Here is a 14,853-nt window from a genome sequence, read left to right as displayed (position 1 = left end):
ACTCATTCAGATAGTTCCCCGGCGGCATAGCGCCCGCCGGGGCTGAAGGCCATTACAGCACTTTACTCAGAAACTCAGCAGTGCGCGGGTTAACTGGCGCGGTAAAGATCTGCGCCGGTTTGCCCTCTTCCTGAATAATCCCCTGGTCGATAAAGATAACCCGGTCGGCCACTTCGCGGGCAAAACCCATTTCATGAGTCACAATGACCATGGTCATCCCTTCGCTGGCGAGGTTTTTCATCACCTCCAGCACATCGCCCACCAGCTCCGGATCCAGCGCCGAGGTCGGCTCATCGAACAGCATAATCGACGGCTTCATCGCCAGCGCACGGGCAATGGCTACGCGCTGCTGCTGCCCGCCGGAGAGGCTGGAGGGCCAGGCGTCGCGTTTGTCGCTCAACCCTACCTTCGCCAGCAGCTCTTCCGCCAGATGAACCGCTTCCGCCCGCGCCATACCGCGCAGGCTCATCGGCGCCATAATCAGGTTTTCCAGCACCGTTTTATGCGGGAACAGATTGAAACGCTGAAAGACCATACCGACGCTTTCGCGCATCTTATTAATGTCAGTGGCGCGATCGTGGGCGGCAAAACCGTTCACCTCAACTTCGCCTTCGCTGACGGTTTCCAGCGCGTTCATGCAGCGCAGAAAGGTACTTTTTCCCGAACCCGACGGCCCGATAATGCAGACCACTTCCTGCGGTTTGATATCGCAGCTGATGCCGCGCAGAACGTGGCTGTCGCCGAAGCGCTTGTGTAAATTATGAATGCGAATCACTTTTGCCAAACCTCTTTTCCAGACGGTTAACCAGCTGCGCCAGCAGGAAAGTAATAACCCAGTAGACCAGTGAGATGGTCAGGTAGGGTTCCCAGTAGGTGGCGTAAGCGCCGGAAACGGTACGCGCAGCGTAGGCCAGATCCGCCAGACCGATGGCTGAAGCCAGCGAGGAGTCTTTAACAATGGCGATGGCGTTGTTACCGAGCGGCGGCAGAATGCGGCGAAACGCCTGCGGCAGAATGACCTGGCGCATGGTTTTCCACCACGGCATCCCCAGCGCGCGGGAGGCTTCCATCTGTCCTTTATCGATAGACTGGATACCGGCGCGGAAGATTTCGGAAACATAGGCCCCGGCGTTGAGCGTTATCGCCACGATACAGGAGAGAAACGCGCCATAGTTGGAGCGCAGCTCGCGGGCGAAATCAGCGCTCATCATGCCGCTGGTGACCAGCAACCCATCGCGCGGGTTGATAAACAGCGGCACCAGCGCAAAGTGCACCACCATAATTTGCACGAACAGCGGCGTACCGCGAAACGCGCTGACGTAAAAGCGCACCGGAAACTGTACCAGGTAATGCAGAACGTATTTCCACACCCCGTGCTCGGCTTTCGCCATTCGCCCCAGACCGAGGGTCAGACCCCACAGGGTGCCGAGGATCACGCAGATAATGGTACATTTAATGGTCATCAGGGCACCGTCCATAAACAGCGGACCGTACTCCTCGATGATCTCCCAACGGAATCCCGTCATAACCCTTCCCTAAAAAATACGGCTATCGTTAATGTCGATAGCCGTGATGAAAACAAAAATACAGATTATTGTGCTGGCAGCGTCGGAACGTTCTCGTCGAACCATGTTTTATAGATTTTGGCGTAGGTGCCATCAGCAACGATTTTCTGTAAACCGGCGTTGATTTTCGCCTGCAGTTCGCTGTTGCCTTTCGCTACCGCAATGCCGAAATACTGACGTTCAAATTTGGCGTCCGGCACCAGTTTGAACTGCTTCTCCGGGTGCTGCTTGATGTAGTATTTCACCACGCCAACATCGCCTACCGCCGCGCTCACGCCGTCTTCAAACAGCTCCTGCAGCATCAGCGGGGTGTTATCAAAGCGCTTGATTGAGGTACTGTTTTTACCCAACACGTCGGAAACCACGATATCGCCGGTGCTGGAGTTCACCACCCCGACTTTCTCGCTTTTCAGCGCTTCCAGTGAAGTGACTTTAGAGTCTGCAGGAACCACGATGGACTGTTCAGCCGGGAAGTACGGGGCGGAGAAATCAACCATCTGCTTGCGCTTATCGGTGATGGTGATCCCGGAGATAATAATGTCGCGGTCGCCGGTTCCCAGGGTGGCGAAGATCCCTTCCCACGGGGTGTTAATCAGTTTGATATCAAAACCTTCCGCTTTCGCAATCGCTTTGATGATGTCGATATCAAAACCTTCCAGCTGTTTCTGGCTGTTTTCAAACTCAAACGGACGATAGGTTCCGCCGGAGCCGACCACGTAAGTTTGCTGGGCCGCCTGAGCGGTGCCAATCAGCGCTGCCATCAGGCAGCACGCTTTCATCCAATTCTTAACCATAACAACTCCGTTTTATGCATTTATTTTGCATAAAAATACACAGAGTCAGCAGAGCATGCAACCGGAAACCTTCCCGGCGGTGAATTATCTTCTATTTAGCTTCGTTTACCGCCAGACTTACCAATAGCCCGATGCAATTCATTGATCCGCTTCATCGATTTTACCGTCTTTTGCGGCGCGGTGGAGGCCACCGACAGCACGATCATCTCCAGGCACACCAGCACCGTACCGTGCAGCGGTACCCGTCCATTGTCGCCGCCGCGCGGCACGTCGATAACCACCTGCGCTTCCTGGCTAAAGCGGGAATCCACCGCCTGGGTGAGCAGAATGGTCGGGATCCCCAGTCGGCGAGCTTCACGCAGGGTGGTCATTCCCTCCCGATGCGGTGATTTTTGTCCCATCATAATCAGCACGTCACCCCGCTGCAGGCTGATTAGCTGCTCGGCAAGGCTAAATCCGGTGCGATTCATCACGTACGAAGGCAGACCAATGCGGCTCAGCAGCCGGGCGGTATACTCCGCCAGAATGCCCGACGCGCCGATACCAAAAATCCCCACCTGGCGCGCATCGGTGAGCAACGCCACCGCCTGAGCCACCGCCGCGCGGTTATCAGGACGAGAGAGTACCTCGCAGGCCCGCTGATGCCCCTCCAGCACGAAATCAATACTTGAATTGATATCGCTGGAGAGCTCACTCACCGTCGAGAGCATTTTTTCCGAAGAGGTCACCGACGGGCCAAACCAGCGCTCCATGGTCTGCTTTAATTCACGCAGCCCGGCAAAACCCAAAGCCTGAATCGCCCGCACCACCGTGGCATCTGAGGTGTTCGTCGCGGTGGCTATCTCCATGGCCGTGCGCTCCAGCACTACTTCGCGGTTATCATTGATGTAGCTGACCACCGCCCGCAGACGCGGCGACAACTGATGCGCGCGGGCGCGAAAACGCTCGCCGAACAGGTCAACCCGTCCCCTCTCTCTCTTTATTGCCGTTTTCATTTCAATCCCTCAGGCAGCGGTCGCCCGGCAATATGCGACTGCACCTGGGCGACCATCAGCGTTAACGCGGCAAACGAGTTAGAAATAACATCCTCACGCGGTAGCAGAATGTAGCGCCCGGTGCGGCAAGCGCGCATAAAGTCGCACCAGCCCGGCATCACGCCCTCCATCGCCTGCAGTTCGTCCTGTGGCTTACCACCGGTGTCGGAGCGCCAGGTGGCAAACACGAAATCGGCATCCAGCTCCGGCAGCTGTTCGGCGCTGACGTCAATGCGCTGACCATCAGAAATCTTGTCTATAAACGGCGGGAAGCGGAACCCGGCATCGCGCAGCACGCGTCCCAGCGCATGATAAGAGTGATGCACAGTAACCTTGCCGTTATTGGCCTGAATCACCGACACGACAATCTTTTGCGTATCCACCGTCGCCTTCAACTGCTTAATCTGCTCCTGATAGCGACGTTCGAGGATCGCCAGCCGCGGCTGGGTGCCGGTCAACTGTGCGAGCTTGCTATAAATGCGCGGCGCGCTGCCCTGCAGGTGGTCAATGCTCACCGTCGGGGCAATCTTCTCCAGTTGTTCAACCGAAACGTGGCGGCTGTTCTCGGTGATGATTAAATCCGGCTTTGCGGCGGCGACGGCTTCAAGGTCGATATCCGCCGTGCCGATAAACTGAATCGCGCTGTTATCGAAATCAATCCCGGTTAACTGCGCGCTGGAGCGGAGAAAATGGCTGCCGTCAGGACGGGTCCGTCCGTGGCTGGCGACCGGCGGCACCCCAAGCTCGATCAGCGGAATGGTGATATCCAGATCGTGCATCGACACAATGCGCTGCGGATGCAGCGGAACGGTCACCGTGCGACCTAAATCGTCGGTGAAGGTTTGCGTATCGGCCGCCGTAGCGACCGCCGCCATTAAGACCAGCAGAGAAATGAACCAGCGCATAGCAATCCTTCTGATTTACAAGGCGTCACGACGACGCCAAAGCAGCACAATAAAAAACGGGCAGCCGACAAGGGCAATCACAATTCCCGCCGGAATTTGTAGCGGAGCAAAAGCCAGGCGACCAATAGTATCGGTGAGTAATACCAGCAGCGCGCCAATCAACGCGCTGCCGCTGAGCAGCGCGACCTGGCCGCCGCGCAGTAAAAAACGCGCCATATGCGGTGCCATCAGGCCCACAAAACCCAGGCTGCCGACGCAGGAAACGCTGGCGGAAGTCAGCAGTACCGGCGCGAAAAATCGCAGCAGAGTCAATTGTTGCAAACGCACGCCGAGGCCGATGGCGGTCCGGTCGCCCAGCAGCGCCGCATCAGCGGCCCGGGCGGTAAGAAACAGAATCAGCGCCCCCGGCAGCGCCCAGCAAAAAGCCACAATCAGCAGCGGCCATGTCGCCGCATGTAGACTGCCCGCCAGCCAGATCATCGCGGTCTGCACGTCACGCACGTCTGCGGTGGTCATGAAAATGCCAACCGCTGCCGCCAGCGTCCACGACACGCCAATACCGATCAGAATAAAGCGCGGCCGCGAGCAGTCGCGGGCCAGCAGCAGAACCAGCAGCGCCACCAGCACGCCGCCGAGCATCCCCGCCAGCGGCCGCCAGACGAGTCCCACTGCCGGGAAGAACAGCACCAGCGCCAGCACCACAATGCTGGCCCCCTCTTTCACACCGATAAGCCCGGGATCCGCCAGGCCGTTGCGGGTAATGCTCTGCATCGCCGCTCCGGCCAGCCCGAGCATCGCTCCGCACAGTAGCGCCATAAACAGTCTCGGCAGGCGGATATCAAACAGGATAAAACGCTGCTGCTCGGCCACGTTTTCCGGGGCCAGCAGCGCACGAAATAAAGTTCCGGAAGGCATGGGGAAGCTACCGCGGGTCAAGCCGAATAGCGCCAGCAGCAGGATCACCAGCAACAATCCGCCAGCGATTCTCAGCGCCACCGGGCGCAGCAGCAACCGATAAGAACCGGCAGTAAATGGACGAAACCCGGCGCGATGGGCGGCGCTCTTCATTTAAAGAACCTCGCGGCGATAAAAATAAATACCGGCGCGCCGACCAGCGCGGTCATCGCCCCGGTGGCCAGCTCCTGAGGAGCCACCAGCGTGCGGGCGGCGATATCTGCTAACAGCAGCACCAGCGCGCCAACCGGCGCGGCCAGCGGCAGCGCCAGGCGAATATCTTCAGTCACCAAACGACGCACCACATGCGGCACCACCAGGCCAACAAAGCCAATCGGCCCGGCTACCGCCACCGCGGAACCGCACAGTAAAGCAATAGCGGCCAGCCCCAGCAGCCGGGTCTGCACAATCTTCACACCCAGCCCAAGCGCAACCTTATCGCCCAGCGCCAGCACGTTCAGGCGCGGTGCCAGCACCAGCGCAATCGTCAGCCCCGCCAGTGCGGGGAGCAGCGCGGAGCGTAGCGTTTGCCAGCTAAGACCGGCCAGGTCGCCCGCCAGCCAGGTGCGCATCGCCAGCAGCGTTTGTTCATCGAGGATCAGAATTGCCGCTGTCACCGCCGAGGCAAACGCCGACAGCGCCACCCCGCACAGGGTTATGCGTAGCGGCGTCACCCCGCCGCGCCCTGACGACGACAGCAGCATCACGCCGCCAAACAGCAGCGCTGCGCCGCAAGCCGCGGTAAGCGGTCTGGCTAACGCCACACCGCCGAGGCTAATTCCCAGCGCCGAAGTTGCCACCACCGCCAACGAGGCTCCGGCGTTCAGGCCAAGAATATGCGGCTCGCCCAGCGGGTTGCGGATCACGGTTTGCAGCAGCAGGCCCGCCACACCAAGCGCCGCGCCGGTCAGCAGCGCTGCCGCCAGGCGTACCAGGCGTAAATCAACAATAATGCGGTGATCGAAGTTGCGCGGATCGTAATGAAAAAGCGCCTGAATCACCGTTTGCGGCGCAATCCAGCGCGCGCCGAGCCCGAGATGCACCAGCGAACCGCCAAGCAGCAACAGACTCAGCAGTACCAGCGCCAGCCGGGGCCGGGATTGTCGGCGATGCAGGAGCAGCGCAGAGGCGCTCATAAAGCGCTCTCCTCGCGAACGCGAAACGGCATGAAGAAGGGTTTACCCGTCTGCGGGTTAAACGACATCTGCACATCAACGTCAAAGACGGTTTTAATCAGCTCTGGGGTACAAACATCCTCTTCACTAATCACCCCGGCGATCTGCCCTTTTTTGAGAAATACCAGCGTGTCGGCATAGTTCACCGCAAAGTTCAGGTCATGCAGAACGGTTACTACGGTGCGACCATGTTCGCGGGTTAAGGTTTGCAGTAATTCGAGGATATCGACCTGATAGCGCAGGTCGAGCCAGGTAGTAGGTTCATCCAGCAGAATAGTCGCCGTTTGCTGCGCGAGGGCCATCGCAATCCAGCAGCGCTGGCGCTGACCGCCGGAGAGGCTATCAACCGGTAAATGGGCAAATTCGGCGGTGCCGGTAAGCCGGAGCGCCTCTTCTACGGCCCTTTCATCGGCGTCGGACCATTGACGCATCAGCCCCTGCCAGGGGTAGCGACCGCGAGAGACCAGTTCAAAAACCGTTAGCCCTTCGGGGGTCAGCGGCGACTGCGGCAGAATACCCAAGCGGCGGGAAACCTCCCGGGTCGGCATCTGGTGAATCACCTCACCGTCCAGACGTACACAGCCGCCCAGCGGCTTAAGCATCCGGGCGATGGTCGACAGCAGCGTCGACTTACCCGAGCCGTTGGCTCCGGCCAGTACCGTCATTTTCCCGTGGGGGATGGTCAGATGAATATTATCGACAATTAGCGTCTGGCCATATCCGGCCGACAGGGAATCCAGGACGATCCCCTGCTCTGCAGGCAACACCCGCTGTGGCATAACTCGCTCCCGCGCCCAACGGCGTGGCGCCTGGCCCGCTCGTTCCGCACTCAAACAAAAATAAATCTCATTCTCTTTTGATCATGCGGTGGATGAATGTAGTAGTCAATACCCTATCATCACGTAGGCTACGATGAGTGACTACCAAAAACCACACAACAAGAATTAGATTTAATAGTTAGTAAAAACAATGAAATAAAAGAAAATCATCGCTCCCCGATACGGCTAATTCATTGATTATTATTTTTGCTGATTTTTTATCTTACATAACGTTTACTACTACATTTCTTCGTGATTGAATGATTCTCAATTACATATCTGGACGCAGGATAGCGTGAAAAACAGATAGATCTATTTTCCAGGGCAATGATTTTATTGGCTTTACCTCCCGCAAAGGCGAGGTTCGTTCACGAGAAACAAGAAAATGACTCAATTGAATGTCCCTTTTTCGGCATTAAAAGGGCGTGCGCTTTTTTCACTGATTTTTTTAACCTCACCGGGATTATTGGCGGCAGAAAATAGCGCCGATAAAACAAAAAAAACCGCTGACGAGACGATTACAGTGGTAGCTGACGGCGCGCAGCAGAACGCCACTAGCGGCTATCAACCGGTCAGTACCTCAACCGCCACGCTGACCTCGATGCCGATGCTGGATATTCCGCAGGTGGTCAATACCGTGAGCGATAAAGTGCTGGAAGATCAGCACGTCACCAATCTTGATGAGGCGCTGTATAACGTTGCTAACGTCGTACAAACCAATACGTTAGGCGGCACCCAGGACGCCTTTAGCCGCCGCGGTTTCGGTTCTAACCGCGATGGTTCAATCATGACTAACGGACTGCGCACCGTGCTGCCGCGCAGCTTTACCGCCGCCACCGAGCGGGTCGAAGTGCTGAAAGGCCCGGCCTCAACGCTATACGGCATTCTCGACCCTGGCGGCTTGATAAACGTCGTCACCAAGCGCCCGGAGCGCACCTTCGGCGGCTCTGTTTCCGCTACGTCCACCAGCTTTGGCGGCGGCACCGGTCAGTTTGACGTAACCGGCCCCATTGAAGGGACGCAGCTGGCATACCGGGTGATTGGCGAATATCAGAATGAAGACTACTGGCGCAATTTTGGCAAAGAGAAGAGCAGCTTTATCAACCCTTCCCTGACCTGGTTCGGCGAACAGGCGACGGTTAACGTTTCGTATTCACACCGTAACTACAGCACCCCGTTCGATCGCGGCACTATCTTCGATCTGAACACCGGTCATGCGGTTAACGTCGATCGCAAAACGCGTTTTGATGAACCGTTTAACATCACCGACGGTTATTCCGACCTCGCACAGCTAAATGCGGAATACCGGCTGAGTGATGCCTGGACCGCGCGCTTTGACTACAGCTACAGCCAGGATCACTACAACGATAACCAGGCCCGCGTGATGGCCTATGATTCAGCGACCGGAGACCTGACCCGCCGCGTCGACGCCACCCACGGTTCAACGCAGAAAATGCACTCCACGCGGGCAGATTTGCAGGGTAACGTGGTTATCGGCGGTTTCTATAACGAGATCCTCACCGGCCTGGCGTACGAGAATTACGATCTGCTGCGTACCGATATGATCCGCTGTAAGAACGTGAAAGGGTTCAATATCTATAATCCGGTCTACGGCACGGTCGACAAGTGCTCCAGCGTTTCGGCATCCGATAGCGACCAGCGTATTCAGCAGGAGAGCTATGCGGGCTATGTTCAGGACGCGCTCTATCTGACCGATAAGTGGATTGCCGTTGCCGGGGTACGCTATCAGTATTACACCCAATATGCCGGTAAGGGCCGCCCATTTAACGTCAACACCGACAGCAGCGATCAGAAATGGACGCCGAAAGTTGGCCTGGTCTACAAGCTGACGCCGTCCGTCTCGCTGTTTGGTAACGTGGCGCAGTCGTTTATGCCGCAGTCCTCTATCGCCAGCTATATTGGCAACCTGCCGCCGGAAGAGTCCACTTCCTACGAATTAGGCGCGAAGTTTGAGCTGTTCAACGGTGTTACCGCCAATATCGCGCTGTTCGATATTGATAAGCGCAACGTCCTCTATACCGAAGCGGTGGGCGATGAAACCATTGCGAAAACCGCCGGTAAAGTCCGCTCGCGCGGCGTTGAAGTGGATGTGGCTGGGTCGTTGACCGATAATCTGAGCGTGATCGCCAGCTACGGCTATACCGACGCGAAAGTTACCGATGATCCGGATTACCAGGGCAAACCGCTGCCGAACGTGCCGAAGCACACCGGTTCGCTGTTCCTGAGCTATGACATTCATAACGTCTACGACAGCAATACCCTGACGGTTGGCGGCGGCGGTCGGGCAGTCAGCAAGCGTTCCGGCACCAACGGCGCGGATTATTATCTGCAGGGCTATGCGGTAGCGGATGTGTTCGCGGCCTATAAGATGAAGCTGCAATATCCGGTCACTCTGCAGGTTAACGTGAAGAACCTGTTCGATAAAACCTATTACACGTCATCTATCGGCACCAATAACCTCGGTAACCAGATTGGCGATCCGCGTGAAGTGCAGTTTACGGTGAAAATGGATTTTTAAGCCTTATCCAGGCTACCACACCCTCAGTCCCTGCAGCACCGCTCCCGGGACTCCCCACCGAACGGTCTGAATCAGCACACTCCCTGTAGCCCGGGGGCAGCGCGGTCCCACCGCCCCGCCCCCGGGACTCCCCACCGAACGGTCAGAATGAGCGCGTCCCTGGTTAGCGCGTTACCTTACCAATCCTCTTCCTGGCCAAGAATACGCAAAATATCCTGACGGTGCTGTAACAGCAGCAGATTGTCACGATGGCGGGGAAATTCAAGCGGGAGCGTAAACTCGGCGATAATTCTGCCCGGGCGCGGCGACATCACCAGTACCCGCTCACAAAGTAGCAGCGCCTCTTCGATATCGTGGGTCACCAGCAGGCTGGTATAGCCCTGCTGCTGCCATAGAGCGATCAGCTCCCGCTGCATGCTGATGCGAGTGAGCGAATCGAGTTTGCCCAGCGGCTCATCAAGCAGCAGCAGGCGCGGTTCATTTAGCAACGCGCGCGCCAGCGCCGCACGCTGCGCCATCCCGCCGGAAAGCTGTCGTGGCCAGGCCTCGCTGAACGCCTCAAGCCCCATCCGTGAAATCAGCGCGTCGGCCTTCGGCTCAAGCCCCTTCTTGCCCTGCGCCTGCGGCCCCAGCAGCACGTTTTGCCGTACCGTCAACCACGGGTAGAGCGTCGGGTCCTGAAACACCAGAATTCGATCGGGCCCTGGTCCGTCCATTGCCGTCTCATCAATCTGAATTTGCCCACTCTGCTGCGCCTCCAGCCCCGCCAGCAGCCGCAGCAGGGTTGATTTACCGCAGCCTGACGGCCCAAGCAGCGCGACGCTCTCTCCGGGCCGCAGCTGCAGGTTGATATTTTCCAGCACCGGAACCGCCTGTTTGCCAAGCGTAAAAGCATGATGAAGATGGCTAATCGATACCGTTGCGCCGGTAGATATCGCCTGAGAATTTAGCATCGCGGCTACCATTTCATCCCTCCCCGCTGCCAGCTCAGCAGCCTGTTGCGTACCATAAACAGCCCGCTAATCAGGCCGGAACATAGCAACGCCATCACCAGCAGCGCCGCGTACATATTGGGATACGCCGCCCAGCCCTGCGCCCATTGCAGATAAAAGCCAATCCCGGATTTTACCCCCACCATCTCAGCGACGATCAGCACCGAAAATGACGCGCCGAGGCCCATAAACAGGCCGACAAACACGTTTGGCAACGCGGCGGGGATCGCCACCCGCAGGATCAGAAAGCGCTGGCTGGCCCCCAGGGTCCGCGCCACGTCATACCATGCCCTATCGATGCCGATCACCCCGGACCAGGTCAGCACGGTCACCGGGAACCAGGTGCTGAGCGCAATCAGAAAAACGCTGGCGCCGAAGCTCGAAGGGAAAATAAACAGACACAGCGGCAGCAGCGCGGTGGACGGCACCGGCCCCAGCAGGCGCAAAACGGGATGTACCCAGTAGCCGATACGCTGAGACCAGCCGATCGCCAGACCGCTGATAAAACCGCAGCTGGTGCCGAGCAGCACGCCAAGCCCAAGCAGCCCCAGCGAATGCAGAAGGCTGTCAAGCAGGCGCGGCCAGTCATCGTGCAGCACTTCAATCAGCGCCTGCGGCGGCGCGAAAAACGGTACCGGCAGAAACGCCGTCTTCGCCGTCAGTCCTTCCCATATAGCAAACAGCACCGGCAGCAGCGCCAGCCATTTCCCGGCATGCTGCAACCGCGCGCCCCGCTGCCGCCAGTAGCGGTAGCTCAGCGCCAGCAGCAGTAATCCCCCGCCGACGGTGAGCTGAGCCAGCGCCCAACCTTCGCTAAACGGCCAGCGCCGACCGACATCCGGCCAGGCGAGAGTAAAAAAACCACCCAGCAGCCACAATACGCCAGCCAGCAGGCCTTCATTCCACAGCGGCCTGCCGCTGCTCTGGCGCGACAGAACCCGTTCAGGCGAAAACGTTGACATAAATACTCTCCGCAAACTGATGAGGATCGGTCCCCGGCTTGATTACCTGTACGCGCTGAAGGTCCACCGCGTACTGCGTCAGCTCTTTGACAAACGCCTCGCCCACCGCGTGATGTCCGTGCCCTTGTCCATGAAGGATCCCGCTGACCTCCGCTTCATTGGTATTGAGCGCATGGGCCAGGAAGGATTGCGCCACGCTTTCCGGGTGTTCAGCGGCGTAGCTGTGCGCTTCAAGAATCGCCTGAGTGAGCGCGGCGGCGGCGGGTTTGTGGTCTCGCGCCAGGGTCCCGCTGACGCCCAGCACGCAGCAGCTCAGGTTGGCGTAATCGCCGGTCATATTGCTGGCGATAAGCTGATATTTACCGGTTTCCAGCAGGCGATAGCTAAACGGTTCGCTGCCGCTAATGGCGGCGATTTCACGTTTATCCAGCGCCACGCTGAGCAGATCGGCGGGATAGACTTTCCACTGCACATCGCTTATCGGATCGATACCGTGGCGCTTAAGCAGAATGGCAAAAAAGTTTTTATCCGGCCCGGCCATATCGGTGACGCCAATGGTTTGCCCTTTCAGGCTCTCCAGGTCGCCGAACGGTGAGTTTTTCGCCGTCAACAAGTTCAGACAGCCGCCGTGGGTTCCGGCGGTCAACTTGACGTCGAAGCCCTGTTCCAGCGCCTTCAGCCAGCGCAGCGCCATGCCAACCCCGGCATCGGCCTTCCCGGTGGCAATCGCCTCCAGCAGTACGTCCGTTGAGTTGCCGAAGTTAACAAACTCAACGTCGAGATTATATTTACTGAAAATCTTCTGCTGTTCCGCGACGGCGACCGGCGCGAGGCACACCGCGCTTTTGTTTATCGCCAGCTTGATTTTGTACGGCTGTGCCAGACGCAGCGCCGGATGCTCGTCGCTGCTCGCCATCGCCGCCATATCGTGAGCCCATAACGGCAGGGATGCCCCCGCCAGCGCCACGCCGCCGGTTAGTTTTAAGAAACGACGGCGGGAAAAACCGGAACGCATCATGGCGCGACCTCCGCATGAGCCTGCGCGGCAGGCACGCTAAAACCGTTATCAAATGTCGGTGTGACGTCGAGCTTTGCGCGGATCAGGCCGTTAGCGAGGTAGAAATCCGCCGTTGACTGCTGCTGGGCGACCGTTTGCGCATCCAGGCGCAGCCACTGCGACTGACGATTGGCAAACTGCGCGCGGGCGATATCCGCCGGGAAGCGGATAATTTCTCCCAGCGTTTTACCGTAGCTATCAAGGTTGGCATAGGCCCAGCGCTCGGCGCCGGCCAGGCGATTGAGATAATCTTGCAGCGCCGCGCGTTTTTGCGGATCGTTCAGCGCATCATCGGTGGCGGCAAGGAAAGTGTTGCCCGGCAGCAGCCCTTTGCCGCTCACCAGAATCTGCCCCTCAGCGGTCTTGACCAGTTGAGTGGTGTACGGCTCCCAGGTGGCCCAGGCATCCACCGAGCCGTTAAGCAGCGCCACTTTGGCGTCCACCGGGCCGAGAAATACCCACTGCACCTCTTTGGGTGAAATGCCCGCCTGCTCCAGCGCTTTCAGCGCCACGAAATGACCAATCGACCCTTTACCGGTGGCGATACGCTTGCCTTTTAAATCCGCCGCGCTTTTCAGCGGGCTGCCGGGAGAGACCAGCACAGCGGTCCCCGCCGGATTGCTTTTATCGACAGCGATGGCTTTGACCGGCGCACCGTTTGCCAGCGCAAACAGCAGCGGCGCATCGCCGATAATCCCCACGTCCACCGCACCGGCGTTCAACGCTTCCGCCAGCGGCGCGGCAGCCGGAAACTCGGCCCACTTAATGTCGTACGAGAGATTTTGCAGCGCGTTGGCGGCTTCCAGCTGCGAACGCATGCCGCCTTTTTGATCGGCGATGCGTAGAGTGATTCGCTCCTGAGCCACCGCATAGCCGTTCAGAGCCAACAGCATCACCGCCCCGGCTAAACGGGTGAATTTGGGTATGCGCATATGAATTATCCTTATTTTTGAAAAGCATATTTGCCTGCCGCCAGCCACGCGCTGTCGCTCTGCGGGGTATGTACCCGCCCGCACAGCACGTTGCGATAGTGGCGCTCCAGAGGGTTTTGCCGACTCAGACCATGATTGCCGGTCAGCTCCAGCGCCAGGTTCACCGCCTGAATGGCGTTGTCGGTAATGGTGACTTTTGCCAGATTCGCCTCGATGGCGGAAAAGCCCAGCTCCGCGGCCTTCTCCAGCAGGTTGCGATTCACCAGCAGTAAGCCGTCAATCTGCCCGACCTTTTCCTGCACTCGTGGCAGGCTGGAAAGCGGGTGCCCAAGGTTTCCCGGAATACGCGCACTCAGCCATGCCACCAGCCAGTCGCGGGCAGCGCGGGCGGCGCTGTCGTAAATCGCCGTCAGCAGCGCCGTATGGCGGTTAGCGAACAGGCGAAACTGTTCGGCATCCGGCGCGGGGGGCGCATCGACAGGCCATACGTCCACCGCATTCTCTGCGGACACCTGCACATTTTTCAGAATGACTTCATGACTGCCGGTTGCCCGCATTCCGGCGTGATCCCAGCTTTTCACCACGCTGATGCCGTCACTATCGCGGGGTACCAGCCAGGTACCGACCAGCGGCGTACTGTCGTCACTGCGACCCCAGAGTGCCAGCCAGCTCAGGCCTTCGATGCCGGTGGTATAGATTTTGTGGCCGCTAATTCGCCAGCCCTCCGCGCTGCGGCTCGCCACGGTTTTCGGCAGGCCGCCACGTGCCGGAGATCCCAGCTCCGGCTCCACGCGCAGGCTATTAATCAACCCGCCCCGCTCAACGGCATCCTGAAAAACCTGCTGGCGCAGCGGCTCGGCCCAGTTTTCATTTTCCGCCAGCCGTAGATGATGCAGGTACTGCATGCAAACGATCAGCGCCGTCGCCGGTTCCCCCCAGGCAATGGCGGCGATAGCCTGCTGAAGACGTGCTAAATCGGCTCCCGCCCCGCCATATTGTCGCGGCACGGCAAGGCTTAAAAAGCCGCGCTGGCGTAAACGTTCGATATTGTGGTGAGGAAATTCACCGCTGGCGTCGAGGCTGGCCGCCTGCTCTGCCATCAGCTGGCGGATCTCCGTCAGCCGCC

Annotated in this window: 14 protein-coding genes; 1 reads left to right on the top strand and 13 read right to left on the bottom strand. The window is 58.5% G+C overall.

Translation table 11 applies throughout. The annotated features are described in order from the left end of the window. Positions 1-52: 52 nt before the first annotated feature. The 8 genes from QVF11_RS12110 to QVF11_RS12075 form a co-directional block, all read right to left on the bottom strand. The gene (locus tag QVF11_RS12110) at positions 53-775 is read right to left on the bottom strand and encodes an amino acid ABC transporter ATP-binding protein (RefSeq protein WP_142514147.1); all 723 of its coding nucleotides are present in this window, start codon (positions 773-775) and stop codon (positions 53-55) included. Then, positions 759-1,526, bottom strand: a complete 768-nt coding sequence (locus tag QVF11_RS12105; protein ID WP_287857129.1) for an amino acid ABC transporter permease — start codon at positions 1,524-1,526, stop codon at positions 759-761. The genes QVF11_RS12110 and QVF11_RS12105 overlap by 17 nt, the downstream gene beginning before the upstream one ends. A 65-nt stretch (positions 1,527-1,591) precedes the next feature. Then, on the bottom strand, positions 1,592-2,359 hold the full coding sequence (locus QVF11_RS12100) for a basic amino acid ABC transporter substrate-binding protein (protein ID WP_182239302.1): 768 nt from the start codon (positions 2,357-2,359) through the stop codon (positions 1,592-1,594). A 95-nt stretch (positions 2,360-2,454) separates the two neighbouring features. Next, positions 2,455-3,354 (bottom strand): MurR/RpiR family transcriptional regulator, encoded by a 900-nt coding sequence (locus tag QVF11_RS12095; protein ID WP_110277275.1) that lies wholly within the window; start codon positions 3,352-3,354, stop codon positions 2,455-2,457. Then, complete coding sequence (locus QVF11_RS12090; protein WP_112213457.1) at positions 3,351-4,298, bottom strand: ABC transporter substrate-binding protein; 948 nt, start codon at positions 4,296-4,298, stop codon at positions 3,351-3,353. The genes QVF11_RS12095 and QVF11_RS12090 overlap by 4 nt, the downstream gene beginning before the upstream one ends. A 15-nt stretch (positions 4,299-4,313) precedes the next feature. Then, the gene (locus QVF11_RS12085; protein WP_142514011.1) at positions 4,314-5,366 is read right to left on the bottom strand and encodes a FecCD family ABC transporter permease; all 1,053 of its coding nucleotides are present in this window, start codon (positions 5,364-5,366) and stop codon (positions 4,314-4,316) included. After that, positions 5,363-6,388 carry a FecCD family ABC transporter permease gene (locus QVF11_RS12080; RefSeq protein WP_112213455.1) on the bottom strand — a complete coding sequence of 342 codons (1,026 nt, stop codon included), beginning with the start codon at positions 6,386-6,388 and terminating at the stop codon, positions 5,363-5,365. The genes QVF11_RS12085 and QVF11_RS12080 overlap by 4 nt, the downstream gene beginning before the upstream one ends. Then, complete coding sequence (locus tag QVF11_RS12075) at positions 6,385-7,206, bottom strand: ABC transporter ATP-binding protein (protein ID WP_142514012.1); 822 nt, start codon at positions 7,204-7,206, stop codon at positions 6,385-6,387. The genes QVF11_RS12080 and QVF11_RS12075 overlap by 4 nt, the downstream gene beginning before the upstream one ends. A gap of 505 nt (positions 7,207-7,711) precedes the next feature. Between QVF11_RS12075 and QVF11_RS12070 the strand changes: the two genes are divergently transcribed. Next, positions 7,712-9,784 (top strand): TonB-dependent siderophore receptor, encoded by a 2,073-nt coding sequence (locus QVF11_RS12070; RefSeq protein ID WP_112213504.1) that lies wholly within the window; start codon positions 7,712-7,714, stop codon positions 9,782-9,784. A 176-nt stretch (positions 9,785-9,960) separates the two neighbouring features. Here QVF11_RS12070 and QVF11_RS12065 read toward each other — a convergent pair whose 3' ends face one another. Genes QVF11_RS12065 through QVF11_RS12045 form a run of 5 tightly spaced genes read right to left on the bottom strand, consistent with a single transcriptional unit; the run spans position 9,961 to position 14,827 of the window. Beyond that, complete coding sequence (locus tag QVF11_RS12065) at positions 9,961-10,749, bottom strand: ABC transporter ATP-binding protein (protein WP_287857124.1); 789 nt, start codon at positions 10,747-10,749, stop codon at positions 9,961-9,963. Beyond that, positions 10,743-11,738 carry an ABC transporter permease gene (locus QVF11_RS12060; RefSeq protein WP_287857122.1) on the bottom strand — a complete coding sequence of 332 codons (996 nt, stop codon included), beginning with the start codon at positions 11,736-11,738 and terminating at the stop codon, positions 10,743-10,745. The genes QVF11_RS12065 and QVF11_RS12060 overlap by 7 nt, the downstream gene beginning before the upstream one ends. After that, positions 11,719-12,756, bottom strand: coding sequence for an ABC transporter substrate-binding protein (locus QVF11_RS12055; protein WP_139537493.1), 1,038 nt, complete (start codon positions 12,754-12,756; stop codon positions 11,719-11,721). Before QVF11_RS12055 ends, QVF11_RS12060 begins: the two co-directional genes overlap by 20 nt. Beyond that, positions 12,753-13,727, bottom strand: coding sequence for an ABC transporter substrate-binding protein (locus QVF11_RS12050; protein ID WP_287857118.1), 975 nt, complete (start codon positions 13,725-13,727; stop codon positions 12,753-12,755). The genes QVF11_RS12055 and QVF11_RS12050 overlap by 4 nt, the downstream gene beginning before the upstream one ends. Before the next feature lie 11 nt (positions 13,728-13,738). After that, complete coding sequence (locus tag QVF11_RS12045; RefSeq protein ID WP_353738520.1) at positions 13,739-14,827, bottom strand: acyl-CoA dehydrogenase family protein; 1,089 nt, start codon at positions 14,825-14,827, stop codon at positions 13,739-13,741. Positions 14,828-14,853: the final 26 nt, after the last annotated feature.

Source organism: Klebsiella sp., assembly GCF_027492335.1.
Lineage (GTDB): Bacteria > Pseudomonadota > Gammaproteobacteria > Enterobacterales > Enterobacteriaceae > Klebsiella > Klebsiella huaxiensis.
The sequence above is the reverse complement of the archived record's forward strand: the minus strand, read 5'-3'. Positions and strand labels throughout refer to the sequence as shown.